Annotated in this window: 25 protein-coding genes; 14 read left to right on the top strand and 11 right to left on the bottom strand. The window is 66.4% G+C overall.

All coding sequences use genetic code 11. The annotated features are described in order from the left end of the window. The first annotated feature begins 33 nt into the window (after positions 1 to 33). Complete coding sequence (locus tag Q7514_RS25555; RefSeq protein WP_330136076.1) at positions 34 to 1,362, top strand: wax ester/triacylglycerol synthase domain-containing protein; 1,329 nt, start codon at positions 34 to 36, stop codon at positions 1,360 to 1,362. 5 nt (positions 1,363 to 1,367) lie between these two features. On the opposite strand, the gene Q7514_RS25550 is transcribed toward Q7514_RS25555, so the two are convergent. Then, complete coding sequence (locus tag Q7514_RS25550; protein ID WP_330136075.1) at positions 1,368 to 1,820, bottom strand: DUF6194 family protein; 453 nt, start codon at positions 1,818 to 1,820, stop codon at positions 1,368 to 1,370. Between the two features lie 26 nt (positions 1,821 to 1,846). Here Q7514_RS25550 and Q7514_RS25545 point away from each other — a divergent pair, with 26 nt between their 5' ends. The 6 genes from Q7514_RS25545 to Q7514_RS25520 all read left to right on the top strand — a co-directional run bounded on the left by Q7514_RS25545 (position 1,847) and on the right by Q7514_RS25520 (position 7,174). Beyond that, positions 1,847 to 2,653, top strand: coding sequence for a MerR family transcriptional regulator (locus Q7514_RS25545; protein WP_330136074.1), 807 nt, complete (start codon positions 1,847 to 1,849; stop codon positions 2,651 to 2,653). Continuing rightward, positions 2,638 to 3,477, top strand: a complete 840-nt coding sequence (locus Q7514_RS25540; protein ID WP_330136073.1) for an SDR family oxidoreductase — start codon at positions 2,638 to 2,640, stop codon at positions 3,475 to 3,477. The genes Q7514_RS25545 and Q7514_RS25540 overlap by 16 nt, the downstream gene beginning before the upstream one ends. Before the next feature lie 98 nt (positions 3,478 to 3,575). Beyond that, complete coding sequence (locus Q7514_RS25535) at positions 3,576 to 4,496, top strand: ABC transporter ATP-binding protein (protein WP_330136072.1); 921 nt, start codon at positions 3,576 to 3,578, stop codon at positions 4,494 to 4,496. A 1-nt stretch (position 4,497) separates the two neighbouring features. Beyond that, positions 4,498 to 5,250: an ABC transporter permease gene (locus tag Q7514_RS25530; RefSeq protein ID WP_330136071.1), complete on the top strand. Its 753-nt coding sequence runs from the start codon at positions 4,498 to 4,500 to the stop codon at positions 5,248 to 5,250. Positions 5,251 to 5,306: 56 nt separating this feature from the next. Continuing rightward, on the top strand, positions 5,307 to 6,536 hold the full coding sequence (locus tag Q7514_RS25525; protein WP_330136070.1) for a sensor histidine kinase: 1,230 nt from the start codon (positions 5,307 to 5,309) through the stop codon (positions 6,534 to 6,536). Further along, positions 6,533 to 7,174, top strand: coding sequence for a response regulator transcription factor (locus tag Q7514_RS25520; RefSeq protein ID WP_330136069.1), 642 nt, complete (start codon positions 6,533 to 6,535; stop codon positions 7,172 to 7,174). The genes Q7514_RS25525 and Q7514_RS25520 overlap by 4 nt, the downstream gene beginning before the upstream one ends. Here the strand turns inward: Q7514_RS25520 and Q7514_RS25515 are convergent. Then, entirely contained in the window at positions 7,150 to 7,857 is a 708-nt protein-coding gene (locus Q7514_RS25515) for a TetR/AcrR family transcriptional regulator (RefSeq protein WP_330136068.1), read from the bottom strand. The genes Q7514_RS25520 and Q7514_RS25515 overlap by 25 nt on opposite strands. Before the next feature lie 93 nt (positions 7,858 to 7,950). On the opposite strand from Q7514_RS25515, the gene Q7514_RS25510 reads away from it, so the two are divergent. The 3 genes from Q7514_RS25510 (at position 7,951) to lpdA (ending at position 11,186) form a co-directional block, all read left to right on the top strand. Next, a complete protein-coding gene (locus Q7514_RS25510) occupies positions 7,951 to 8,892 on the top strand; it encodes an ABC transporter ATP-binding protein (protein ID WP_330136067.1) in 942 nt (313 codons plus the stop codon). Further along, on the top strand, positions 8,889 to 9,704 hold the full coding sequence (locus Q7514_RS25505) for an ABC transporter permease (protein WP_330136066.1): 816 nt from the start codon (positions 8,889 to 8,891) through the stop codon (positions 9,702 to 9,704). Before Q7514_RS25510 ends, Q7514_RS25505 begins: the two co-directional genes overlap by 4 nt. Positions 9,705 to 9,782: 78 nt before the next feature. Beyond that, positions 9,783 to 11,186, top strand: coding sequence for a dihydrolipoyl dehydrogenase (lpdA, locus tag Q7514_RS25500; RefSeq protein ID WP_330136065.1), 1,404 nt, complete (start codon positions 9,783 to 9,785; stop codon positions 11,184 to 11,186). A 38-nt stretch (positions 11,187 to 11,224) separates the two neighbouring features. On the opposite strand, the gene Q7514_RS25495 is transcribed toward lpdA, so the two are convergent. Continuing rightward, positions 11,225 to 11,908 (bottom strand): helix-turn-helix transcriptional regulator, encoded by a 684-nt coding sequence (locus tag Q7514_RS25495; RefSeq protein ID WP_330136064.1) that lies wholly within the window; start codon positions 11,906 to 11,908, stop codon positions 11,225 to 11,227. 83 nt (positions 11,909 to 11,991) lie between these two features. Between Q7514_RS25495 and Q7514_RS25490 the strand changes: the two genes are divergently transcribed. Beyond that, a complete protein-coding gene (locus Q7514_RS25490) occupies positions 11,992 to 12,774 on the top strand; it encodes a hypothetical protein (protein ID WP_330136063.1) in 783 nt (260 codons plus the stop codon). On the opposite strand, the gene Q7514_RS25485 is transcribed toward Q7514_RS25490, so the two are convergent. Continuing rightward, positions 12,737 to 13,555 carry an ABC transporter permease gene (locus Q7514_RS25485; protein WP_330136062.1) on the bottom strand — a complete coding sequence of 273 codons (819 nt, stop codon included), beginning with the start codon at positions 13,553 to 13,555 and terminating at the stop codon, positions 12,737 to 12,739. The two genes, Q7514_RS25490 and Q7514_RS25485, sit on opposite strands and share 38 nt — an antisense overlap. 5 nt (positions 13,556 to 13,560) lie before the next feature. Then, positions 13,561 to 14,586 carry an ABC transporter substrate-binding protein gene (locus Q7514_RS25480; protein ID WP_330136061.1) on the bottom strand — a complete coding sequence of 342 codons (1,026 nt, stop codon included), beginning with the start codon at positions 14,584 to 14,586 and terminating at the stop codon, positions 13,561 to 13,563. On the opposite strand from Q7514_RS25480, the gene Q7514_RS25475 reads away from it, so the two are divergent. From Q7514_RS25475 to Q7514_RS25465, 3 genes are read left to right on the top strand one after another with little or no spacing between them, the layout of a single operon-like run. Next, entirely contained in the window at positions 14,572 to 15,186 is a 615-nt protein-coding gene (locus Q7514_RS25475; RefSeq protein WP_330136060.1) for an ATP-binding cassette domain-containing protein, read from the top strand. The genes Q7514_RS25480 and Q7514_RS25475 overlap by 15 nt on opposite strands. Positions 15,187 to 15,215: 29 nt before the next feature. Beyond that, the gene (locus Q7514_RS25470) at positions 15,216 to 16,031 is read left to right on the top strand and encodes a class I SAM-dependent methyltransferase (RefSeq protein WP_330136059.1); all 816 of its coding nucleotides are present in this window, start codon (positions 15,216 to 15,218) and stop codon (positions 16,029 to 16,031) included. Beyond that, positions 16,028 to 16,363, top strand: a complete 336-nt coding sequence (locus Q7514_RS25465; protein WP_330136058.1) for a cupin domain-containing protein — start codon at positions 16,028 to 16,030, stop codon at positions 16,361 to 16,363. The genes Q7514_RS25470 and Q7514_RS25465 overlap by 4 nt, the downstream gene beginning before the upstream one ends. A gap of 18 nt (positions 16,364 to 16,381) precedes the next feature. On the opposite strand, the gene Q7514_RS25460 is transcribed toward Q7514_RS25465, so the two are convergent. The 6 genes from Q7514_RS25460 to urtE form a co-directional block, all read right to left on the bottom strand. Further along, positions 16,382 to 17,071, bottom strand: a complete 690-nt coding sequence (locus Q7514_RS25460) for a GAF and ANTAR domain-containing protein (protein ID WP_330136057.1) — start codon at positions 17,069 to 17,071, stop codon at positions 16,382 to 16,384. Positions 17,072 to 17,141: 70 nt separating this feature from the next. Then, positions 17,142 to 18,857: an allophanate hydrolase gene (atzF, locus tag Q7514_RS25455; RefSeq protein ID WP_330136056.1), complete on the bottom strand. Its 1,716-nt coding sequence runs from the start codon at positions 18,855 to 18,857 to the stop codon at positions 17,142 to 17,144. Continuing rightward, positions 18,854 to 22,402, bottom strand: coding sequence for an urea carboxylase (uca, locus tag Q7514_RS25450; protein ID WP_408016188.1), 3,549 nt, complete (start codon positions 22,400 to 22,402; stop codon positions 18,854 to 18,856). Before uca ends, atzF begins: the two co-directional genes overlap by 4 nt. A gap of 291 nt (positions 22,403 to 22,693) precedes the next feature. Continuing rightward, positions 22,694 to 23,233, bottom strand: coding sequence for a carboxymuconolactone decarboxylase family protein (locus Q7514_RS25445; protein WP_330136054.1), 540 nt, complete (start codon positions 23,231 to 23,233; stop codon positions 22,694 to 22,696). A 51-nt stretch (positions 23,234 to 23,284) separates the two neighbouring features. Further along, on the bottom strand, positions 23,285 to 23,971 hold the full coding sequence (locus Q7514_RS25440) for a GntR family transcriptional regulator (protein ID WP_330136053.1): 687 nt from the start codon (positions 23,969 to 23,971) through the stop codon (positions 23,285 to 23,287). Continuing rightward, complete coding sequence (urtE, locus tag Q7514_RS25435) at positions 23,971 to 24,663, bottom strand: urea ABC transporter ATP-binding subunit UrtE (protein WP_330136052.1); 693 nt, start codon at positions 24,661 to 24,663, stop codon at positions 23,971 to 23,973. Before urtE ends, Q7514_RS25440 begins: the two co-directional genes overlap by 1 nt.

Here is a 24,663-nt window from a genome sequence, read left to right as displayed (position 1 = left end):
GCTCGGTGTGGGGTGGTCGGTACGCTTGCCGCTGTGCAGCTGACTCCCTCCGACGCGCAGATGTACTGGCTCTCGGAGCGGATATGCAGCGATCAGTTCCTGCTGTACTGCTTCGAAGGAGACATAGGCGCAGATGCGGTACGCGCCGCGGTCCGGCGACGGGTCGCGCGGGTGGGGGAGCTCCGGTGCAGGATCCGCGAGGTGCCGAAGAACCTCGACTATCCGTACTGGGAACCGAGGGACTACGGCGACGATCAGGTCATCGAGCACCGCCTCGCAGACCAATCCTGGGCCGGCTTGCAGGCGGCGTTGGGGGCGCTCGTGGCCACCTCGATCGATGCCCGGACGAGCCCGTGGAGGGTGCACGTCTTCGCGGGTGTTCGCGACGCTCCTCGCTGCGGCGGGCCCGCCGCTGTCGTGGTCTTCCAGGTGTCGCACGCATTCGCCGACGGTGCTCGGGCGACGGAACTGGTGCGCGCGCTGTTCGGCATGGAGGAACCACCGGGCTCGTCGGCTCCGGAACCGGTCTCGATGCCGACGATGCTGGCGCGGTTGCTCCGGTTTCCGGTCGGGTTCGCGCGACTCGTCGCGGCCGGACGCAGGGCTGCCGCTGCCGCTCGGGCGCTGACCGACGCGACAACCGCAGGAGAGATTCCGGCGCCGGCCGCAGGGTGTCCTCTCGTCGGCGTCAATACTGCCCCCGGGGACGATCGGGCCGTTCGGATGGTGGTGTGCCCCGCCGAGATGTTCCGCGGGGCCGGCGTCACCGTCACGGTGTCGGCGCTGACCGCGATTTCCGTCGCCCTGCCGCGTTTCCTGGAGTCGCGCGGTGAGATAGTTCCGGATCGGCTCGGCGCCGAAGTCACGATCGCGGTCGGCGCGACAGGGCGGTCGCGCAACAACTACCGCAACGCCGGTGTCGACCTATTCGTGATCGAACCCGACCTTTGTATCCGGGCTGCTCGGATCGCCGACGAGATTGCGGATCGTCGCACCCGACTGTCGAGCCCGCTCTTGGCGCAACGTGATTCGGCGAACGATTTCGTCCCGGCACCGCTGCTGAAGTTCGGGGTCGATCGCTACTCGCTGGACGAGATTCCCGAGACGGTCACAGGGAACACGGTGGTGTCGAGCGTGAACCGAGGCCCCGAAGATCTCGAAATAGCGGGCGCCCCGGTCGTGTTCAGCGCGGGGTTTCCGGGATTGTCACCGATGATGGCATTGACTCACGGCGTGTACGGCCTCGGTGAGACCGTCACGATCGGGATCAATTCGAGCCCCCGCGCGGTGCCCGACCTCGACGAGTACGAGGCGATGCTGCGGGAAGCGATCGGCGAGGTCGCGGCAGCGCTCTGCGAGTGAGCGGGTTATCGGGTGGCTCGTCGTCGCATGTCCTCGTGGGCATGACGAAGGAGGTCGGTTGCGATGGTCGAGGTCCGAACGCCGGGATTGACGATCGCGATCCACCCCTGAGCCCGATAGACCGGATGAGGAAGAACGGTGTCGGCGACGCCGAAGTCCACCGAGGAATGTGCGGCCCGCGGTTCCTCGCCGGTGAGCTCGGCAAATCTCGCCCTGCCGACGTGGATGTTCAAGCGCCACCGGTCCGGCGGGTCCAGCTCGGACTCGGTGTCGCCGGGATAGTCCTTCGTCACGATCGTCGCAAACGGCTGCGTCCGCTGCGGGATCCGACCGTCGGGGGCGTAGTAGAAGAAATGATCGCCCCACGCGACCTCGGGGAACTCACTGCCTTCGGCGGGTGCGAGTTCGAGAATCCCGTCGAAGCCGCGCACCGTCTCGAGAATCTGCTTCATACTCATGCTTCAAGTGTGCGGTTGAAGTGCTGATGGAGGGTTCGGCAATGGTCCACGGCGACGACGTCGATCTGAGTACCGCTGCCGTGTCGGCGGCGACCGGTTACTCGGCACAGCAGATCCGGGACCTCGAGGCTCGCGGCGTCGTCGAGTGTGCGCCTCGGAAAACCAACGGGTACCGGGAGTTCTCCACACGACACGTTCGCGATCTGCGTGCGTACCGCGACCTCGCCCGTGCTGTCGGTCCGGTGGAGGCACGGCGAGTCATGCGGCAGATCCGTGTTCTCGTGCCCGACGAGGCAGCCGCACTGGTGGCCTCGCTCCACACCGGACTCACTCGCGAGCGCGACCACGCGCTCGAGGCCCGGCGCGCACTTGTCGTCATTCGCGCGGAAGCGGCGATCGAGCTCGAACCCGCAGAGGGCGACACCATGACGATCACCGAACTCGCAGGCGCACTCGGCGTTCGTACCTCGACGCTGCGATTCTGGGAGAAAGAGGGACTCGTGACGCCACATCGAGTGTCCACCCGCGCAGGATCTGCCCGTCGCTATCCGCTGGAGGCGATCCGTGAGGCCCGCATCGTGGCAGCGCTGCGGGCCTCCGGCTACCGCATACCCGACGTCCGTGGAGCCCTCACCGCACTCCGCGACCTCCAGGACATCGAGGCGTCGCTGAGGGCGTTGGACACGAGGGTCGGCGACATCGCAGCGCGAACCCTCTCGCTGCTGCGTGCCGGGGCCGTACTCGCCGATGTCATCACCTCACATGAGGCCGTCCACTCGACATGTTGTACTGGTCGGCACGACGTGAAGGGGGACACATGGGTACCTACGTAGTGACCGGTGCTGCATCCGGGATGGGTAGGGCGAGCGCGGAACGACTGCGCGCTGCGGGGCACACGGTGATCGGGATCGATCGGCGGGACACCGACGTCGTCGCGGATCTGTCGACAACAGCGGGGCGGTCGGCCGCGATCCGCAATACTCTCGATCGCGCCGGCGGACGACTCGACGGCGCCGTGCTCGCGGCCGGACTGGGCCCGATTGCAGGAAAGGAAAAGGTGATCGCCGAGGTCAATGTACGGGGCGTGATCGAACTGCTGGTGGGATGGCGGCCTGCCCTCGCCGCGACCGGCAACAGCAAGGTCGTCGTGTTCGGATCGAATTCGACAACTGCGACACCCGGTGTGCCGAAGTCTGCTGTGCGGTCGTTCCTCGCGGGCGACCTCGACAAGGGCGTCAAGCGGGCGAGCCGCATCCGCGCTGCCGCCGCGCCGTTCACCTACGCGGCGACGAAGATCGCGGTGACCCGTTGGGCCCGTCGCGCCGCGGTCACCGACGACTGGGCGGGATCCGGAATCCGGCTCAATGTTCTTGCCCCGGGCGCTGTCTCGACTCCGCTGCTCGAAACGCAGCTGGCCGGTCCGCAGGCGAAACGGGTCGAAGGCTTCCCCGTGCCGATCGGTGGTTTCGGTGACGCCGAGCAGATCGCCGAGTGGGTCGAGTTCATGCTGTCGCGCGCGGCGGATTTCATGGTGGGCAGCGTCGTGACCGTCGACGGCGGCACGGAGGCATATTTCCGATCCGGGGACTGGCCCGTTGCCGTTCCGCTCAGTGGCCTTCCGCGATACCTGCTCCAGATGTTCCGTTTCCGTCCCTGACACTTCGTGCATGCCTGCCCGCATCATCCGATCGGCTGATACGGATCCGACCCGCTCGGTCGATGTGAAGACCCGGGGCCGGCGGGCACGCTCTACGCATGCCCATCGTTGAAGTGACAGACCTGTACAAATCGTACGGAGATCGCACGGTCGTCGACGGCGTCGGTTTCGACGTCGGCGACGGAGAGATCTTCGGGATCCTCGGCCCGAACGGGGCGGGGAAGACCACCACCGTCGAATGTGTGTCCGGTCTGCGGGTACCCGACCGCGGCACGGTCCGTGTGGCAGGGCTCGATCCCGTCGCCGACCATCGCGCCGTCACCGAAATACTCGGCACGCAACTTCAGCAGAGTGCACTGCAACCGAAGCTGACCGTGCGCGAGGCGCTGGGCTTGTACGCGTCGTTCTATCCCGATCCGGCAGACGGCATGGCGCTCGCGGAGCGACTCGGTCTCGCGCCGGTCTTCGGCACCCGATTCGCGAAGCTGTCGGGTGGTCAGCAACAGCGGCTGTTCATTGCCCTCGCCTTGATCGGACGGCCGCGGGTGGTGGTGCTCGACGAGCTCACCACAGGCCTCGACCCGCGCGGTCGTCGGGAAACCTGGTCGCTGATCGAGGAGGTCCGCGACTCCGGGGTGACGGTCCTGCTCGTCACCCATTTCATGGAAGAAGCTCAGCGCTTGTGCGACCGCGTTGCAGTATTCGACGCGGGTGCGATCAAGGCGCTCGGCAGTCCCACCGAGCTGGTCGGACGGTCGGCCTCGGCCGTTGTCGTGTCGTTCCGCCCGACCGGTGGGGTGCTCGATCGGTCCGAGTTCGAAGCTCTTCCCGGCGCATCGGCGGTGCGGGGCGACGGCGAGCGGATCGTCATCGAGGGCAGCGACGACACCGTCGACGCGGCGCTGTCACTACTCGCGCGACGCGGACTGTCCGCCGAGCGACTTCGCGTCACCGACGCCACGCTCGACGACGCATTCCTCGACATCACATCCTCGGAGCCCGGACATGCAGGGAGCTGACATGCAGACCACAACCAATCCAGCGGTGGCAGTACTGAGCACCGAGGCCCGGCTGTTCGGGCGTGAGCCCGCCGCGATGTTCTGGATCCTCATCTTCCCCGTGGGGCTGCTGACGATTCTCGGAGTCATTCCGATGTTTCGGGAGACCGACCCGAGTCTCGGCGGCCTCCGACTGATCGATCTGTACGTGCCGGTGACCGTTCTCCTGGCGATGATCGTGGCCGGCATCCAGACCATGCCCGGTGTGTTGTCGTCGTATCGGGAGCGCGGAATCCTGCGGAGGCTGGAGGCGAGCCCCGCGAAGCCCACGTATTTGTTGATGGCGCAGATCGTCGTGCATGCGGTGGCTGTCGCCGTCTCCGTCGTTCTCGCGTTGCTCGTGGGTCGTGTCGTGTTCGACGTCGCGCTACCGGCACAACCGTTCGGCTACGCGCTGGCCGTCGTCCTCACGCTCGCCGCCGCCCTGAGCATGGGTGCGGCGATCGCGGCGGTGTCGTCGTCGATGCGGGTCGCGCAGACGGTGGGCACGATAGTGTTCTTCCCCATGATGTTCTGCGCGGGAGTGTGGCTTCCGGTGCAGACGATGCCCGACCTGCTCCGCCGGGTCGTCGAAGTGACACCGTTCGGTGCTGCCTCACAGATCCTCGATCAGGCGGCGTCGGGTTACTGGCCGAGCCTGACCGGTATCGCGGTGGTGGCGGGCTGGGCGATCGTGCTCACGGCAGCCGCAATCAAGTGGTTCCGTTGGCAGTGACGGATTTGCCGGTCACCCTGGAGACTGTGACTCCATCTCATCTGCGAACCTCATGCGTGGAACCGGCATCGCAATTCGGGGAGGACTCGTGGAGCCGGTTCCACCGCTGGAGCCCACCGGTACTGCTTGCACTCGGGATCGTGCTGTGTGTCGGGACGGCGTCGATGGTGATGACACCCGCCGAATGGATTCCGGTGTCGGTGCTGACCGTCGCCGCGGCGGCCTTGGAAGTATGGTGGTGGCGCACCGGTCCGGGCACAGGGTCTGTGTACTACATCCTGCGGACTGTGATTGCGTTCGCCTTGAGCTGGTTCAATCCGTTCTTCGCGATCTACGCTCTGGTGGGCTATTTCGATGCACCGTGGTTGATCACCGAGCGCTGGGCCCGTCTCGGTCTGCTGGCGACGGCAGTGACGATGGCCGGGTCACAGTCGGGAGGTCTACCTCCTTCGGATTCGATGCAGTGGACAGTGTTCGGCTTGCTGTTCGTGCTCAATGCAGTGATCTCGATGGTGATGTACCGGATCGGCGAGCGCGACCTGCGCAGGACCGAGGAACGGATCGAGGCCATCGCCGAACTCGAACGTATGAACACCCGCCTCGAACAAGCGCTTTCCGAGAATCGTGCGTTGCACGCCCAGCTGGTACAGCATGCGCGTGAGGCGGGGATCGACGACGAGCGCCGTCGTCTTGCGGCGGAGATCCACGACACCTTGGCGCAGAGTCTCACCGGGATCATCACGCAGTTGCAGGCTGCCGGGGACGCCGAGGATCCCGATGCGGCGCGGCGCCATGTCACCGTGGCGGCAAACCTCGCACGGCGCAGCCTCGGTGATGCGCGGCGCTCGGTGCAGAATCTCGCGCCGGAAATACTCGAACACGACACACTCGAATCGGTGTTGGCCGAGTCGGTGGATCGCTGGTCCGTCGAGCACGGGATCCGGACGGACTTCACAGTGACGGGGGATTCGGAACCGCTGCACGACGACATCGCCGTAACGTTGCTGCGAATCACCCAGGAGGCTCTCGCGAATGTCGCCAAGCACGCTTCGGCGCACCGCGTCGGTGTCACAGTGTCGTACATGGGTGACGAGGTGAGTGTCGATATCCGTGACGACGGGCTCGGCTTCGATCCGGCGGCGGTGTCGGCGGACGGATTCGGGATGAGGGGGATGCGTTCCCGTGTTGCCCGCGTCGCCGGTGTCATGGACGTCGAGTCCGAAATCGGCGCCGGAACAGCGGTCTCGGTGCGGGTACCGCAGGTGCGTGCGGGATCGGTGTCGTGAGCAGCGGACAGCAGGGGATCACCGTGCTGATCGTCGACGACCACCCCGTGGTCCGCGACGGCCTGCGCGGAATGTTGGCGGCCTCGGGCGAGTTCACGGTTCTCGGTGAAGCGGGGGACGGGCGTGAAGCGGTGGCGCTCGTCGCCCGGCTGGATCCCGATGTGGTGCTGATGGATCTACGGATGCCGCGAGGCGGCGGTGTCGACGCGATCGCCGAACTCTCGTCGAGACAGGTCCGTAGCCGGGTCCTGGTACTCACGACCTACGACACCGACGCCGACACCATTCCCGCGATAGAAGCGGGTGCCACCGGGTATCTGCTCAAGGACGCACCGCGCGACGAACTGTTCGCCGCCGTGCGCGCGGCCGCGGAGGGACGAACGGTGCTGTCGCCGGTGGTGGCGTCGCGCCTGATGTCCCGGGTGCGGGGTGCAGACACTCCACGGTCGCTCAGCTCCCGCGAACGGGAGGTGCTGGCACTCGTGGCGAAGGGGACGTCCAATCGCGAGATCGCGCGGGTGTTGTTCATCAGCGAGGCGACAGTGAAAACTCACCTCACCCATGTTTTCGGGAAGCTCGAGGTGTCGGACCGCGCCGCGGCGGTGGCCGCGGCCTACGAGCGCGGAATTCTCGGTTGAGCTTGCAGATCGGGTGGGGCGATGCCGAAGAGCATCGCCTCGATACCCGCGACGAACGCCGCGTCGTTGTCGAGCGGGTCGGTGGGGTCGGCCTTGTCAGCGTGGGCGAAAAGTGCTGCCAGGTGCGGGTAATCACCCTGTGTGAGCATGGTCGCGATGTGCTCGGCGCCGCCTCCCGACTCGGAGGCGACGTCGCCGGCGGATTCCTGCGCGGCGAAATTCGTCACCCACCCGCTCAGTAGCGCGACGCCCATCATGGTGGAGGTCGCGTCGAGCTTCGCCGGCGCGAGTGCCCCGATGAGGTGATCGAGATAGGCGACGGTGTTCGGACCCATGTCGGTGGCCGGGACCTCACGAAGCCACGGGTGGCGCTGGTGCAGCGCGCGCGATTGTTCCGCCACGGCCAGGACGTCGGCACGTACGTCGCCGCTGAGGGGCGCGAACTCGTATTCGCCGGCGACGTGGTCGGCCATCAGCGCGAGCAGATCGTCCTTCCCGGACACGTACCGATACAGGGATGCTGCCGAGGTACCGAGCGCCTCGGCGACACGGCGCATGGACAGCGCGCGCATGCCTTCTCGATCGACGAGGTCGACGCAGACCGCGGCGATATCGCCGAGTGTGTGTGTGGGGCGGGGGCCGCGCTTCGGTTCGTCGGATCGCAGCCACAGTGAGGTCGGCATGGACTCAGCATGCCTCGAGGAGACATTTGCGAACAGTGTTCGCGGATAGTTACACTACATCTGCGAACACTGTTCACAGATGAGGAGACCCCCGTGAACGTCATCGAAACCGAAGGCTTGACCCGTCGCTACGGCGACCGCACGGTCGTCGACGGGCTGGATTTCCGAGTGCGGAAAGGCTCGGTGCATGCATTGCTCGGGCCGAACGGCTCGGGTAAGACCACCACCGTGCGCATGCTGTCGACGCTCCTGCGCCCGACTTCGGGGCAGGCCCGGGTCCTCGGATTCGACACCGTCGTCGACGCTGTTCGGGTGCGGCAACGTATCGGGTCGGTCGGGCAGTTCCACTCCGTCGATCCTAGGCTGACCGGCGCCGAGAATCTCACGATGTTCGCGCGACTCTCCGGGATGCGGGCCCGTGTCGCTCGTCGTCATGCTCGCGACCTGCTCGAGCGCTTCGATCTTGCCGACGCGGCAGACCAGCGGGTCCAGAACTATTCGGGCGGCATGCGTCGTCGGCTCGACATCCTCGCAGGCACCGTCGTGCGCCCCGCAGTGCTGTTCCTCGATGAACCCACCACCGGTCTCGACCCGCGTAGTCGCAACGACATATTCGGATACATCCTGAATTTCGTGGCGGCAGGCACCACGGTGGTGCTCACCACCCAGTATCTGGACGAGGCCGAACGCCTCGCGGACGCCATCACGATCCTCGACGGCGGTCGCACTGTCGCCACCGGTACGCCCGCCGAGATCACCGCCGCGGTCGGTGCGGGCCTCGACCTGGTCGTCACGTCTGCCGATCGTGGCCGGGCAGTAGAGCTCCTGACCGGATTCGGCGCGCGAGAAGTCGGATCCACTGCCGTGCAGGAAGACTCGATCCGCCTGTCGTTCGGGCTGGACGAAGAACCGGAACTCCTCCCGATCCTGCGGGCTCTCGACGCCGACGGAATCGACGTCCACGACATCGGCAGACGCCGCGCGAGCCTCGACGAGGCCTTCCTTGCGCTCACCGAGAGGACCACGGCATCATGACCATCGACACCCAGGTGCATCCCTCCGTGGGCACTGCCACGGCGGCGCGAGTGGTGTTCGGCCGCACCGTCGCCACCTACCGGCACTCGCCGGCTCTGCTCGGAGTCTCGCTCGCAGCGCCGCTCGGCATGGTCGTGTTGTTCGGCTACGTCTTCGGCGGCACGATCGCCGGTGACGCCGACCCCTCGGCGTACAGGTCGTACCTCATGCCCGGCGTGTTCGTCCTCGTCGCGTCCCTGGGTTTGATGGCCACCGCGGGCACTGCCAACGCAGATCTGAGCAGTGGACTCACCGACCGGTTCCGTGCCCTGCCCATTGCGCGGGCGGGAGTGCCGACGGGGCTCGCACTCGCCGAGACCATGATCGGTGCGGTCGCCCTCGCCGCAATGATGGGGATCGGGTACCTGGTCGGGTGGCGTATCGATGCACCCGCCGGTGAAGTCGCCCTGGCTGTCCTTCTGCTGTTCGCCTTCCGGGCGGCACTGAGCTGGCTCGGCATCCTGCTCGGTATCGCGATCCGTGACGAACAGGTACTCCAACAGGCGGCACCCATGATCTTCGGGCTCATCATGCTCTCGAACGTGTTCACACCCACGGAAGCAATGCCGTCCGTCGTTCGCGCGATCGCGGAGTGGAATCCGATCAGCGCGGTGGTGGCGGCGCTACGGGAACTGTTCGGCTCGGGAACTGCGGTGGCGGCGGATGCGGCGTGGCCGATGCACCATCCTGTCATCGCGGCATTCGGATGGATCGCGGTGATCCTCGCGGTATCGGTGCCTGTCGCGGTGAGGCAGTACGGTGCGCAACGGTGAGTGCGCAAATTCACCTTACCGACGGGTAACCGGACCATCGGCAGACAGCGGGATCGGGCAGGACTACCCTGTATGGCTGTGACCTCACACTATGACGTCGTTGTCCTCGGAGCCGGTCCCGGTGGGTACGTCGCTGCTATCCGCGCGGCACAGCTGGGATTGAGCACCGCCATCATCGAGCAGAAGTATTGGGGTGGTGTCTGTCTCAACGTGGGCTGCATCCCCTCGAAGGCGCTTCTCCGCAATGCCGAACTGGCACATCTCTTCACCAAAGAGGCCAAGACCTTCGGCATCTCGGGAGATGTGTCGTTCGACTTCGGTGCCGCCTTCGACCGCAGCCGCAAGGTGGCCGACGGTCGCACCAAGGGTGTGCACTTCCTCATGAAGAAGAACAAGATCACCGAGTACGACGGTAAGGGCTCGTTCGTCGATGCCAAGACCATCGAGGTGGCGCTCACCAAGGGTGGCACCGAACAGGTGACCTTCGACAACGTCATCATCGCTACCGGCTCGGTCACCAAGCTGCTGCCGGGTACGCAGCTCAGCGACAACGTCGTGACCTACGAGGAGCAGATCCTCACCCGCGAGCTCCCCGGCTCGATCGTCATCGTCGGTGCCGGCGCCATCGGCATGGAATTCGGCTACGTCCTGAAGAACTACGGGGTCGACGTCACGATCGTCGAGTTCCTCGATCGTGCCCTGCCCAACGAGGACGTCGACATCTCCAAGGAGATCACCAAGGCGTACAAGAAGCTCGGTGTCACCATCAAGACCGGTGCGGGCGTCCAGAAGATCGTCGACAACGGTGCAAACGTCACCGTCGAGATCAAGGACAACAAGTCCGGCAATATCGAGACGTTGACCGTCGACAAGGTGCTGCAGTCGGTCGGTTTCGCGCCGCGCGTCGAGGGCTACGGCCTCGAGAACACGGGAGTGGCCCTCACCGATCGCGGCGCTATTGCGATCGACGAGCGCATGCGCACCAACGTCCCCGGCGTCTACGCCATCGGTGACGTCACCGCGAAGCTGCAGCTCGCGCACGTCGCCGAGGCGCAGGCCGTCGTCGCCGCCGAGACCATCGGCGATGCCGAGACCCTCGAGCTGGGCGACTACCGGATGATGCCGCGCGCGACGTTCTGTCAGCCGCAGGTCGCGTCGTTCGGTCTGACGGAGGAGCAGGCGAAGGCCGAAGGGTACGACATCAAGGTCGCGACCTTCCCGTTCACCGCGAACGGCAAGGCCCACGGCCTCGGCGACCCGAACGGCTTCGTCAAGCTGATCGCCGACAAGACCCACGGCGAACTCATCGGTGGCCATCTCATCGGCCCCGACGTCTCCGAGCTGCTGCCCGAACTGACTCTCGCGCAGAAGTGGGACCTGACCGTCAACGAACTGGCGCGCAACGTCCACACGCACCCCACGCTCAGCGAGGCGCTGCAGGAAGCCATCCATGGCCTCGCAGGACACATGATCAACTTCTGACCTTCCGCGCGGGTGGACCCCCGCTCGGATGTACCGGCTCAGCCCGCGGTGACTTGACCGTCGCCGCGGGCTGCTGTCGTTCCGGCTCCGTGCGGTGCGGGGTGCAATACGAGCTCGACGAGGCAGTTGCCGTCCTGAGGGTCGGGAAACACGTCGACGGTGTACGAGGCTCCGAGTGTGTCGGCATGGTCGTCGAGGACGCGTTGGATCAGGCCGCGCTGGATGCCGCGTACCACTTCGGGGTTGCTGCGCGCGATCTCGGCCAACGGGCAGGTGCACAGCGTGATGTTGTGGGTACCGAACGCGTTGGTCGCCGTTTGTGTCTCGAAGCCGAGCTGGTGGAGCGATTCGATGACGAGCGCTCCGGCGTCGGTGGTGGGGGCCGGGGAGAGCCCGAGCATTCCGGCCCAGTCGTCGCCGACTTCGAAGGCCTTCCGTTCTCGTTCGGTGGCGCTACCACCGATGCGCGCTGCGAGCAGCGCGACGAGATCGGTGTAGGACGGTTCCCTCACCGCGAGGTAGCCCATTCGCGGTCGTCCGACCTTCTCGGCCGGTAGCGGCCGGATTCGGACGAGCCCTTCGTCGACGAGCCCGGAGAGATGGAACCGGATCGTCGTGACATGGAGGTCGAGCGCGGCCGCGAGATGGTGCGCGTCGAGGGGTCCCGTGGATTCCCGGAGCATGTCGAGCACTCGCTCGCGTTGCTTCACCCGCCTTGCCAACTTGCACTCCTGTCGCGGCCCGCAGCGCCCCTTAGGTGAGGGTCGCCTTATTAAAAGGAGAAAAATCCCCTATAGTCGTCGCCATGAAGGCAGCGACCGATTCACCATCCACGGTACGACCGAGCCGCGGAGGTCTGGGAACTGCGGCTACCCTTGCCCTGGCGCTCATCGCGGTCGCGTCGATGGTGGTCGCCGCCGCGGCGGTATTCGTCGCCGTGGAGGTGCGTGGACAGGACCGGCAGCCGGTCGCCGAGTCGATGTCGAACGCCGCGATCCTCGCCGCGCTGCAGTCGCTCGCCGCCGACCGAGGCGCCGCGGCCACGGAGGCTCCCGCCGGCGAACCCGCGCCGACAGGCGAGGTCGAGCCTGCTCCGGAAGAGGGCGCTCCAACTGCGCCGGCAGTTGTGGCGCCGGGGCCCGTGCCTGCCGCTTCCGTCGCTCCGGCGCCCCAGGGCACGGCAGTCCCGGCGCCCGAGCCTGCGGCCGCCGTACCGCAGACGTCCGCACCCAGCGCCGAACAGCTCACTGCGACGCTCCACTCGGCGGTCGACCCGGCAAACTCGCTTTCGTACCGCCGGTCGCATGTCGAACGGGGTGCGGAAGCCGGAGCTGTTCTCGAGCAGATCGGGGCACGCGCAGGGACGATGCTGCAGGTCGTCCAGCCGCGCGTCGTCGACCCGATCGACTTCGACGGCACGACCGCCTCGGGTCGCCTCCAGGTGACGTTCGCCGGGGCTCCCGGTCCCGAGACCCCGCTGCGCCTGACCTTCGTATACCTCGACGGAATGTGGAAGCTGTCGGCGCGCAGTGTGTGCGACGTGGCATCGTTCAACGGATTCTCGTGCCCTTCCGGGTACGTGCGGTAGCGGCACGGTCGCTCGGTGAGAACACGGCGGTCCACCTCTTGACCACGACTCGGATGACCAGATCCACCAGCAGCGCGCAGACGATGATCGCAAGCGTCCACGCGAACAACTCGGGTGTCTGCAGCAGCGTCCGGGTCTGCGCGATAGCAGCGCCCACGCCGTCCGGGGCGGAAAGCAATTCGGCCATCACCGCGACACGCACGGACCCGGATGCGACCGCTCCCGTCGCCGCGACGATCGGCGGAAGGATCGACGGCACGACGATGAACACCAGCCGTCGCGAGCGACTCAACCGGAGGCCGGTGCCGAGTTCGAGCAGATTCGGGTCGATCGACTGCAACGCCGAAGCAGTTGCCGAGGCGATGAGCGGCACCATCACGGTCGCACACACAATGATCGTGATCGACGGGTCGCTGCCCATCCACAGCACGAGGCACACGATCAGCACGATCGGAGGTAGGCCCTGCAGGATCGCGCGGAGCGGTGCGAGTACACCGTCGGCGAAGGGCGACACCGTCGCCGCCCATCCGAACAGGATCCCGACACAGAGCGCGAGCACCGTCGCTGTGGCGGCGCGCACGAGCGTGAGCGTCAACTCGGTCGCGAGCGAGCCGTCGGCCACGATGTCCCACAGCGCTTCGAGTGTCTGCACCGGACTCGGCATCACGGCGGGGGACTGACCCAGTGACAACCAGTGCCAGACGCCCAGCAGGACGGCAACACACAGCGCGGCGCCGAGCGCGTACCGCGGTGACCGGGTGCCCACAGAGGAGGCGTTCACACTCGTCAGCTCGCGCCGTAGAAGCCGTCGGCCGGCATCTCTCCGCCGATCGAATCCGGCACCGTCCTCATGAGCGACTCGTAGAGCAACTCTGTGTCGGCGCGACCCTCTGCGGCCGGCAGGTAGGTCGGTCGCAAGTCCGGCAGGACCTGCCCGACCACATCGGCGGGGATCGGGACGATGTCGCTGATCGCGACTGCGCCCTGCTGAGGGTCGGACACGACCTCGATGACCGAGCCGAGCAGAGTGGTCTGCAGGGCGCCGACGAGATCCGGATACTCGCGCGCTACTTCGCCGCGGAGCACGAATCCGGCGAACGGCAGAGACGACGCGGTGGTCTGCTCCACCCACAGGTCCTGCATGCTCTGCGCTTCGACGATGTTGTCGCTTGCTCCGGCGACCACCGTCGAGAGGTGCTCCGGCAGGATCGCGTACTGCATCGACCCCGACGTCAATCCGGTCGCGATGTCGAGTGGTGTGGGGTGGTATTGCAGAGTCACATCGGGATTTCCACCGGCATAGGTCATCCCGGCGCTGTCGAGGATCTGCCGCGTCACCAGATCGATGATGTCGTTCTGGAACGGGATGTGGACGGTCTGTCCGCGCAGATCGTCGATCGTCGTGCCTTCGGGGCCCATCAAATACACGATGTTGCCGCTCACCGTGCCGACGAGAACGAGATCGATACCCTGCGCACACAGGTTCGCCGCGATGTTGATCGGCATGGCGGCGAGATCGTAGTTTCCGGCAATGAAGTTGGTGCGCAACTCTTCCGGTGTGCTCGCGGTACTCGTAGAGGTGGTTGTGGCCCCGATGTCGTCGAGTCCGGTCAACGGCGCAGCCATTGCCACGTTGTTCGCGACACCGACATTCAGAGAGTCGGGCAGACCCGAGCCGGCGCGGCTCTCGGTGGTCTCGGCTCCGCAGGCCGACATATCGTCGTCGGTGCCGCATGCGGTGAGCAACATCGCGGCGACAGACAATGCGACGACCAGCGCGCGAATCCTCGAGGGGAAATGATGACGGTTCACGGCGATCCTTTGATCGAATTCGACAAGGTGGGTCTGTCCCGGGAAGGCAGAGTGATAGTCGACGACGTGTCGTTACGACTCGACGCCGGTGAAATCCTGGTGATACTCGGCGAATCCGGGCTGGGAAAGACCACGGTGCTGCATGCTGCCGCCGGATTGCTCGAACCGTCGTCGGGCACCGTCACCCGGAGGTGCGAGCGGCAGGGAATGCTGTTCCAGGAGGCGCGGCTGCTGCCGTGGATGTCGGTGGGGAGAAACGTTCGGCTCGCCGCACCGGGGCGGAGCGCGTGGTCTCCGGGGCCGCACCCGGAGGTCGATCGTGCGCTCGACGAGGTCGGGCTCAGGGACGTTGCCGATCTGCCGCCCTTCCGTTTGTCCGGAGGAATGCAGCGCCGCGCAGCGCTGGCTCGGGCGTTGTTCGCGCGCCCGTCGGTGGTGTTCGCGGACGAACCGTTCGCGCACTTGGACTCTGCGTCCGCGAAAACCGTGGGGGTCGCGCTCGGTCGCGCGGCGGCCGAGGGCACAGGGGTGTTGATGACTGCGCATGAGATCACGGACGTCTTCACCACCATGGGAATTTACCGTACATTATTCCTGTAAATAGGATGCGAAGCGAGAGGCCGAAGACCATGAACGACACACACCCAGCCGACGACGCACTGCCGCTGGCAGACCGGGATGCTGCCCACCTGCCCGGACACTGGCTCCTCGCACGTCTCGGCAAGCGCGTCCTGCGTCCCGGCGGCAAGGAACTGACCGAGCGGATGCTTGCCGACGCGAAACTGCGCGGTGTCGACGTCGTCGAGTTCGCGCCGGGTCTGGGCCGAACCGCACAGAACATCCTCGACTTCGCACCCAAGAGCTACGTCGGAGTCGAATCCGACGAGAGCGCAGCCGAACTGACCAGAAAAGCCGTCGGTGGTGCGGGATCCGTCGTCAGCGGTGAAGCATCGAAGACCGGGCTCGACTCCGAAACCGCGGATGTTGTCGTCGGCGAAGCGATGCTCACGATGCAGACCGACAAGCACAAGTCGGAGATCATCGAAGAGGCGCTGCGCGTACTCCGCCCGGGCGGGCGCTACGCGATCCACGAACTGGCGATCGAGCCCGATGAGGTCGACGACGAGGTCAAGACCGAGATCCGCAAGTCACTTGCACGATCCATCAAGGTCAACGCGCGTCCGCTTACCGCAGCCGAATGGACGAAGCTCCTCACCGACGCCGGATTCGAGGTCGAGATCGTCGGCTTTGCGCCTATGGCGCTGCTCGAACCGCAGCGAATCCTCGCTGACGAAGGCCTCGTCGGTACAGTGAAATTCGTGGGCAACGTACTCCGGGACTCCGACGCTCGGGCGCGCGTGCTGCAGATGCGGTCCACATTCACCAAATACAAGAAGCACCTCGTCGCGATCGAGATCATCGCGAAGAAGAAGGCGGCACGATGACCGACACACCTGTTTCCAGCGGCACGATGACGGTGATCGAGGGACTCGCGCACCTCGACGTCAAGGACGGCGACGCCCCGCATCTCGAGAAGCTCGTGTCGAGACCGGGCGCCACCGTGATCCGAATGGGTTTCGCGCAGGGCCAGGTCCTGAAGGACCACCGTGCGCCGGCACCGATCCTCGTCCAGGCGACCAGCGGCGACGTGTCGTTCAGCACTGCTGAGAAGACGGTCTCGCTCGTGCCGGGTGTCGCGGTCCACGTCGACGAGGGCGTGATGCACAAGCTCGTTGCCAACGCCGACTCCGTGGTGATGCTGACAATCCTGCGTTGATCGGTCGCCCCGGGGCACTCAACTGCGGCCCGGACCGGCCTCCACAATCCGGGCCGCGATCACCGAAACGGGTGTATTGGTCTCCTGCGACAGCCGTACCATCATCTGGAAGGCCTGGTCGGCCCCCACTGCGAACCGCTCCATGAGCATGCCCTTGGCCTGACCGATCAGATCGCGGCTGGCGAGCGCAGACTGGAACTGCAGTTCCTTACGGGACGAAAGGACCGCGATCGCGGCATGCGCCGCAAGGACCCCGCCGACGTGGATCGACTCGGCATCGAACGAATCGGGTTCGGCTGCGAACAGGTTCAGGGCACCGGATTCGTCGCCGTGTGTGAACAGCCGGAACGACAACATGCTGAGCACGCCTGCCTCGACGGCGGCTGCGGAGAACCGCGGCCATCGTCGTTCCGAGCGCAGGTCGGCGGTGTGCGTCATCTCCGCTTCCAGCGCGGCGTCGACGCACGGGCCCTCTCCGAGCTCTGCCTGGACCTTGTCCACCCGTCTCGTCAACTCGGAGGTGGCGGCGTGTGACTCGAACTCGGACGGTCCGGTGACCATCAGGATCCCGGCAGTGTCGGCACCGGGAATCAGTTCGACTGCGGCTGCGGTCAGGCGTTCGAGGGACGACTCGAGATCGGTCTCGTCCGTCATCGAACGAGCAAGATCAGCCATGATCCGGCTCAATCGTTCGTCCTGATCAGGCATCGCTCGGCATCCCTTCGTCGTCTACTCGGGAACGATATCCTGCCGTATCCCGCCCCGGACGACATGCCGTTCAACTTGTCGTGTACGCCACCCAACCGCCGAATCCGGTGATGTCGACGGCGTCGGCGGATGCGTCGTGGGTGCAGCCGAATCCGACGACCCAGCGACCATCCGAGAGTTCGACGCTCGTGAGTGTCATCGGCGCCGGCAGGGCCGCGAGAAACCTGCCCAGCCCGGCCTCGGATACCCGGAACAGTTCGCCGACGATCGCGGCGCCCTCACCGGCGCTGTGGCGTACCAGGCCGGGCTTCGGCGGAGTGGTGTTCAGCGCCATCAACCGGTACGAGTCCGAGGTGTACACCTGCTCGGAGAAACGGGCACCGATGTCCTCGAGCTGGAAGTGCAACGGCTGCCCCCGCAGGTGGGCGCCGAATACCCCGAGCTCGACTCCGGCGTCGACGAACTGCGGTGCTTCGACGCCGGTGAGGCGTGCCGCGATGTCGACCGCCACCTGGTCGTCGAACCCGGGCACCACCACCATCACGCCGAACGGATGCCCCTCGGAGGTGGCGACGCCGGGCACCGCAACCGCGGCCATGTCCAGCAGGTTGCAGAAGTTGGTGTAGGTACCCATCCTGCGATTGATGCCCACCGGGTCATCCTGTACGGCAGCGATCGTCGGATGCTCGGTGGTGGTCGGGAGCAGCAGGCCGTCGAAGCCGTCCAGCAGCACGCGCGCATATGCCCGGGTGCGGATCAGGGAATCGAGGTCGGAGACCAGTTCGTGCGCGGCCGGTCTTGCTGCTGATGCGACGATCGCGGCAACAGTGGGGTCGGCGCCCGCCCGGTCGGTTTCGAGGAACTTGCCCACGGCCGCATACCGTTCGGCCACCAAGGCTCCGTCGTACAGCAAGGTTGCGGCATCGAGAAGCGGAGAAATGTCGACTTCGGTGATCTCGATGCCCGACCGGCGGGCATCGCGGACGGTCGCGTCGAACGCGTCGCGGTACTCGGTGCACAGTGCGGTGAGGTCTTCCGGTCGTGGCACCGCGATGCGGATCCGGGAAGGAGCAGCGAGCCGCACATCGGCCGGCCACGCGCGGCTACGCGGGTCGCGTTCATCCGGCACTGCCATCACGGCGGCCGCATGCGTAGCGAGGTCGAGGGACTCGGCGAACACGGTAAGACAGTCGTAGTCGACGCACGCCGGCACCACTCCGTGCGTCGGGATCACCCCGAGCGTGGCCTTGATCCCGACGAGGCCGTGCAGTGCCGCCGGTACACGACCGGAACCGGCTGTGTCGGTGCCGATTCCGATGTCGGCGATACCCAGGCCCACCGCAGCCGCGGATCCCGAGCTCGATCCACCGGAGACACGCCCGGGATCCCATGCACACCGCACCGCGCCGTATGGGCTGCGGGTGCCCACCAGGCCCGTCGCGAACTGGTCGAGGTTGGTCTTCCCGAGGACCACTGCGCCCGCGTCGAGGAGGCGGGAAATACCCGATGCAGTCGTCTGTGGCGTGTACGCGAACTCGGGGCACCCCGCAGTGGTTGGGAGGCCGGCGACATCGACGTTGTCCTTGACCGCGACCACGAGACCTGCGAGTGGAAGCGATTCGCCCGCCGCGACACGTGCGTCGACGGCGGCGGCGTCGGCGAGGATGTCGTCCGCGTCGCGCAGCGTGATCCACACCTCGGGACGGTCGACCTCCGAGATGCGGCTCAGAGCACGTCGCGCGCGCTCGGTCGCGGTTTCTGTGGACGTGGCGAAATCGGTTGTCATGCTTCAGGTCCGATCACGAGGAGGGGGGTGCCCGGCGCGACTTTCGCGCCCGGGGTGACGAGCACCTTCAGGACTGTTCCGGCCCGTTCGCTGCGGACCGGCATCTCGAGCTTCATGGCCTCGAGGATCACGGCGGTGGTGTCCGCATCGACGATCGCACCTTCGGCGACCTCGACACGCCACACGTTGCCGACGAGTGACGCTTCGACGACGGTGGAGCCGTCGGGCATCCCGGCAAGCGGGTCGGCCGTGGTGGAGACCTCGATCGGAGCGGCCTCGACGCGGTCGAATTCGCCGGAGTCGTGCCACGCCTTCTTCTCGATCTCGAATGCGCTGGACTGCTTCGCGTCGAACTCGGCGATGGACTCGGCGTTGTTCTCCAGGAACCGGAGATGGTCGGCGAGGGCGAACGTCCCCTCCGAGATGTCGGCGTCGAACCGCCCGGCCTTCGACGCAGCCCGGTACTCGAGCAACTGCTCCGGGGAGACGGGCTCCCAGACGATGCGGTCGAAGAACCGGAACAACCACGGCTTACCGTTCTCGAACGGTCCCGACTGCCGGTAACCGGACCAGATCGGCACCGTACGGCCGACGAGCTGGTAGCCGCCGGGAGATTCCATCCCGTAGACACACAGATACTTGCCTCCGATGCCCACGGCGTCCGACGGTGTCCACGTCCGAGCCGGGTTGTACTTGGTGGTCACGAGCCGATGCCGAGGATCGAGCGGAACTGCCAGTGGCGCGCCGAGATACACATCGCCGAGACCGAGAACGAGGTATTCGGCGTCGAACACGGTGTCGCGGACCTCATCCACGGAGTCGAGACCGTTGATGCGGCGGATGAATTCGATGTTGGAAGGCAGCCACGGCGCGTCGTCGCGCACACCGCTGCGATAGCGCGACAGGGCCTCGGAGATGGACGGGTCGTCGAACGACAGCGGAAGCCGAACCGTGCGGCTGGGCACCACGAGATCGTGTGTCGCCGGCAGTTCGGTTTCGAGATCCTGGAGCACGCCCAGCAACCGGTACTGGGGGAGGACGTCGGGGTCGAAGTGGATGTGCAGCGACCGCACGCCCGGGGTGACGTCGATGATGCCGGGCACTTGTGTTGCGGTCAGGGCTTCGGACAATGCGTGGACTCGCATGCGCAGGCCGAGGTCGAGGGTCATCTCGCCGTATTCGACGAGGATGTTGTCGTCGCCGCCGCGCAGGTACGCCACTTCGGGTCGGTCGAGCACCGCGTCGAAGTGGCCGAGACGCCCGCCGTCCCCGGTCGTGCGCGAGGTGAACGGTGGCACGTCGACGGTGCGCTGCGCGCCGTGGCGGAGCGCGGCGGCGTCTTCATCGGAGACCGGCACGAATCGGACGGAGTCGCCGGGGCGGATCTGACCGAGCTTCCAACGATGTCCCGACACCACGGTGAGGGGGCACGCGAAACCGCCCAGACTCGGTCCGTCGGGCCCCAGCAGGATCGGTGTGTCGCCGGAGACGTTGAGGGCTCCTACGCTGTACGGATTGTCGTGCAGATTCGACGGGTGCAACCCGGCGTCGCCACCGTCGGTGCGCGACCACGTCGGCCTCGGGCCGTCCAGGCGGATACCGGTGCGGTTCGCGTGGGTCTGCACGGTCCAGGTCGTGTCGTAGAACTGCGCCATGTCCTCGGGGGTGAAGTACGAGGGCGCAGGCTGCGGGCCTTCGGCGACCGCGAGATGCCAGGTGTGACCGAACTCGGGTCGCCGGTCTGCGGGTACGGGTGCCGGCGCTGTGACTGCGACGGACTCCGCAAGCCCCAGGACATCGCCGGTCGCAACCGCCGCACCGGTGAGACCGCCGAAACCGCCGAGCGTGAATGTCGAGGCGCTACCGTGGTAGAGCGGCACATCGAGGCCGCCGCGTACCGCCACGTAGGTACGCAGACCCGCGTCGCCCGGGGTTCCGACATCGAGCACCGAAGCTGCAGGCACGTCGATCGGTTCCCACATCGGAACAGCTTCACCGTCGAGTGTGACCTCCGTCGGTGCCCCGGTGACGCACACGACGGTGGCGTCGGAAAAGCTCAATCGCGGACCCTGGAGCGTGCATTCGAGTCCTGCGGTGCCTTCCGCGTTGCCCACCGCGACGTTCGCGGCGCGCATGGACAGGTCGTCCATCGGTCCGGACGGAGGAATGCCGACCTCCCACAAACCTGTTCGGCCCGGGAAGTCCTGGATGGTGGTCATGGTCCCGCCGCGCAGTACGTCGATCCGGCGCGTCGCTCCGGGCAGCGCGGCGAGCGTGGAGGTGGTGTGCTCGGCGGACAGCACAGTGGGCTCCGAGCAGATCGTCTGCAGTAGCGACAGATTGGTCTGAACGCCGTACAAGCTGGTGTCGTCGAGCGCTTCCGCGAGCCCAGCGAAGGCAGTGCGGCGCGATTCCCCTCGCACGATCACCTTTGCGAGCATCGGGTCGTAGAACGGGCTGACCTCGGTGCCGGTGTCGACCCAGGTCTCGATGCGGGTGTGCGCGGGGAACTCGACGTGCGTGAGCAGGCCGGAACTGGGCCGGTAGTCCTGGCCCGGATCCTCCGCATACAGGCGGGCCTCCACGGCATGACCCGTGAGCTCGGGTCCCGAATCGGGCACTGCGTCGAGCAGGGTCGTCTCGCCCCCGGCGAGACGCAACATCCACTCGACGAGATCCACACGGGTCACCTCTTCGGTGACCGGGTGCTCGACCTGCAACCGGGTGTTCATCTCGAGGAACGACACCTCGCCGCGCGATGTGTCGTACACGAACTCGACTGTGCCGGCGGATCGGTATTTCACCGACGACGCGAGTGCCCGCGACGATGAGAGCATCTGCTCGACGATCTCGTCGGGCAGATTCGGTGCGGGTGCCTCTTCGACGACCTTCTGATTGCGTCGCTGCAGTGAGCAGTCGCGCGTGCCGAGGCTGACGGTGCGGCCCAGGCCGTCACCGAAGACCTGGACTTCGACGTGACGGGCGTGCGCGATGAACCGTTCGAGGAAGACGCCCGAGGACGAGAAGTTCGCCGACGCGAGGCGTAGTACGCGGTCGTAGGCGTCGCGCAGGTCGTCGGGACCGCGGCAGGACTGCATACCGATGCCGCCGCCTCCGCCGACGGCCTTGAGCATCACCGGGTATCCGATTTCGTCCGCCGTGGCGAGCGCGTCGTCGAGGGAGCCGAGGAGGCCGCTTCCGGCGACCAGGGGAACTCCCACTGCGCGTGCGGCTTCGCGCGCCGTGTGCTTGTCGCCGAACACACGCAACTGTTCGGTCGTCGGGCCGACGAACGCGATGCCGACGGCTTCGCATGCGGCGGCGAACTCGGCGTTCTCGGAGAGGAATCCGTAGCCGGGGTGGATTGCGCCTGCCCCGGAGGCGAGTGCCGCTTCTATCACGATGTCCGCGCGCAGATAGGACTCTGCGGCGGGCGCAGGGCCGAGACGTACCGCCATATCGGCCAGTTCGACGTGTGCGGCGGACGCGTCGGCATCCGAGTACACCGCGACAGTCTTCAGCCCCATCAGGTGCGCGGTGCGCATGATGCGGCACGCGATCTCACCACGATTCGCGACGAGAAGGGTGTCGAAACCGAATGCCACGGCGTTCTCCTTCGAAATTGGCGGGCGAACAGGAGCCACATCGAACAGCGCGGAAATGAGTGTGCCGCTGCTGTATCCGTCGTTGTGGACACTGCTGTATACGCTATGGGCCCGGTGTTTCGTCCCGGTTTCCTGCGGTAAAGCGTCGGTTAGAAAGAGCTGTCACCGCTGGTGCCGGGTGGAGCGCAGAATGCCGGAAGCTGCCGGCGTGTCAGAAGAGAAACGGAAGCGTTAATCGCCGCCGAAGTCGCGGTCGAGTCGAAGCACACCGATGGTGGCGGCGAGACCGTCGTATTGCGTGACGAGAAGGCAGAATTCGATCATGTGTCGATCGTCGAAGAACTCCGCGAGGACCGCCCAGGTCTTGTCGGTGAGGTCCCGGGTGCCGACCAGTTCGTCGACGGCGGTCAGAACTGCGCGCTGACGTCGGCTCAGGCCCTCGGCGGACGGCCCGGTGACAACTCGTCCGCGGATCTCATCGGTGATCCCGGCACGCCGGCCGAGGCGTGTGTGGTGGTCGAATTCGTAGTCGCAGGCACGCAGGTGGGCCACGCGCAGGATGACCATCTCCGCTTCGAAACGGCTCAGCTTGCCGAACGGCATCAGCATGCCCGAATAGTGCAGCCAGCCGCGGAAGAGTCGGCCCGATCGGCCGAGGGTGCTGAACAGATGTGCGTCGGGCGTGCCCGCGGCACGGGACAGTGCTTTCCACGCAACCCAGTTGATCGGGCCGAGTTCCTTCAGTCGTCCGGGCTGGATTCGTGGCGTCACGGTCGTAGTGTGCACGAGTGCCGGGCACGAGTCACGCGCGACACGTGCATGTCAGTCCCGGAGCGCTTGCGCGAAGCGCGCCATCGCGCGCGCTTCTTCGGCGCGCCGGATCACGACGGCCCGGGAGGTGTCGATGTGGCCGAGCAGCACCCGGTGAGCGTCGTCGAGTTTGCCGTCGAGCAGGAGTTCGGCCACCTCGATGTGCTCGTCGATGGTCGCGGCCATGCGATCCGGAGTCAGGTAGTCGAACATTCGTACCGGCCGGACCTTGCCGTTCACCGTGGCGAGGGCGTCGCACAATGCGCGGTTTCCGGACGACGCGAGTACTGCCAGATGGTATTGCTCGTCGAGAGCGACGAAACCGGCATCGGGTGCAGGCGGGTCGGCGCGCAACGTGTACCAGTTGTCCAACTCCGGGCCGAGGACAGCGGGGTCGTGACGGATCGTCGGATTCTCCAGTGCACGCCGAATTCCGTGTAGCTCGAGGGTGATCCGCAGTTCGTACAGGTCGGCGAGGTCGTCGAAACGCGGTCGGTACGGGAACAGGCCACCGGTGCGGCGTTCGACGAGCCCGTCGGAGACCAACCTGGCCAATGCCTCGCGCACCGGTGTGCGCGATACCTCGTAGCGATCCGCGAGCTTCTCCTCGCCGAGTCGTTCGTCGGCCGCCAAGGCCCCGGACATCAGGTCGTCGCGTAATGCCCGGTACACCCGGTCGCGGTGGGTAGCGGTCGTCATCAGATCGCCATCGCTTCGCGGACGGTGTGTGCCGCCTCGGCGCCGCCGTCACCGGTAGAGGTGACGCGGCCTGATTCGACGACGTAGTACCGCAGGGCGTTGTCGAGCGCGAAACCGATGTGTTGCTCGACGAGCAGCACACCGAGGTTGCCCGAGCGGCTCAATTCGACGATGGTGTTCTCGATTTCCGCGACGACCGATGGCTGGATGCCTTCGGTGGGTTCGTCGAGGATGAGCATGCGTGGTTCGGTGATGAGCGCTCGCGCGATGGCGAGTTGCTGTCGCTGACCACCGGACAACAGACCCGCGCGTCGGTCGAGGAGCGGGACGAGCGCGGGGAAGAGTTCGAGCATGTCCGCGATCAGTTTCTTGCCGTTCTTGCGTCCGTCGGCGACGACCTGCAAGTTCTCGGAGCAGGTGAGCTGACCGAACGACTGCTGGCCCTGCGGCACGTATGCGAGGCCGCGCGCGACGCGGGCGGCGGGTCGCAGGCCGGTGATGTCCTCGCCGTCGAAGAGGATCTTTCCTCGCGTGACGGGCAGCAGGCCGACGGCGGCGCGGAGCAGCGTCGTCTTACCTGCCCCGTTGTGGCCCATCACGGCAACCACTCCGTCGCCGGGGACTTCGAGGGAGACGCCGTGGATGATCTCGGTGCGACCGTATGCGACGCGCACGTCGACGAGTTCGAGCAT

This window comes from Rhodococcus artemisiae, from assembly GCF_036327795.1.
GTDB lineage: Bacteria > Actinomycetota > Actinomycetes > Mycobacteriales > Mycobacteriaceae > Rhodococcus > Rhodococcus artemisiae.
Note: the sequence above shows the minus strand (reverse complement) of the source record. Positions and strands in the feature narration are given on the sequence as shown.

Excerpts from the sequence above, each read along its gene's own strand:
- Q7514_RS25550 (WP_330136075.1), bottom strand. The coding sequence starts at position 1,820 with ATGAGTATGAAGCAGATTCTCGAGACGGTGCGCGGCTTCGACGGGATT.
- Q7514_RS25545 (WP_330136074.1), top strand. The coding sequence starts at position 1,847 with ATGGAGGGTTCGGCAATGGTCCACGGCGACGACGTCGATCTGAGTACC.
- Q7514_RS25540 (WP_330136073.1), top strand. The coding sequence starts at position 2,638 with ATGGGTACCTACGTAGTGACCGGTGCTGCATCCGGGATGGGTAGGGCG.
- Q7514_RS25535 (WP_330136072.1), top strand. The coding sequence starts at position 3,576 with ATGCCCATCGTTGAAGTGACAGACCTGTACAAATCGTACGGAGATCGC.
- Q7514_RS25530 (WP_330136071.1), top strand. The coding sequence starts at position 4,498 with ATGCAGACCACAACCAATCCAGCGGTGGCAGTACTGAGCACCGAGGCC.
- Q7514_RS25515 (WP_330136068.1), bottom strand. The coding sequence starts at position 7,857 with ATGCCGACCTCACTGTGGCTGCGATCCGACGAACCGAAGCGCGGCCCC.
- Q7514_RS25505 (WP_330136066.1), top strand. The coding sequence starts at position 8,889 with ATGACCATCGACACCCAGGTGCATCCCTCCGTGGGCACTGCCACGGCG.
- Q7514_RS25490 (WP_330136063.1), top strand. The coding sequence starts at position 11,992 with ATGAAGGCAGCGACCGATTCACCATCCACGGTACGACCGAGCCGCGGA.
- Q7514_RS25475 (WP_330136060.1), top strand. The coding sequence starts at position 14,572 with ATGATGACGGTTCACGGCGATCCTTTGATCGAATTCGACAAGGTGGGT.
- Q7514_RS25470 (WP_330136059.1), top strand. The coding sequence starts at position 15,216 with ATGAACGACACACACCCAGCCGACGACGCACTGCCGCTGGCAGACCGG.
- Q7514_RS25465 (WP_330136058.1), top strand. The coding sequence starts at position 16,028 with ATGACCGACACACCTGTTTCCAGCGGCACGATGACGGTGATCGAGGGA.
- Q7514_RS25460 (WP_330136057.1), bottom strand. The coding sequence starts at position 17,071 with ATGCCTGATCAGGACGAACGATTGAGCCGGATCATGGCTGATCTTGCT.
- atzF (WP_330136056.1), bottom strand. The coding sequence starts at position 18,857 with ATGACAACCGATTTCGCCACGTCCACAGAAACCGCGACCGAGCGCGCG.
- uca (WP_408016188.1), bottom strand. The coding sequence starts at position 22,402 with ATGCGCACCGCGCACCTGATGGGGCTGAAGACTGTCGCGGTGTACTCG.
- Q7514_RS25440 (WP_330136053.1), bottom strand. The coding sequence starts at position 23,971 with ATGACGACCGCTACCCACCGCGACCGGGTGTACCGGGCATTACGCGAC.
- urtE (WP_330136052.1), bottom strand. The coding sequence starts at position 24,663 with ATGCTCGAACTCGTCGACGTGCGCGTCGCATACGGTCGCACCGAGATC.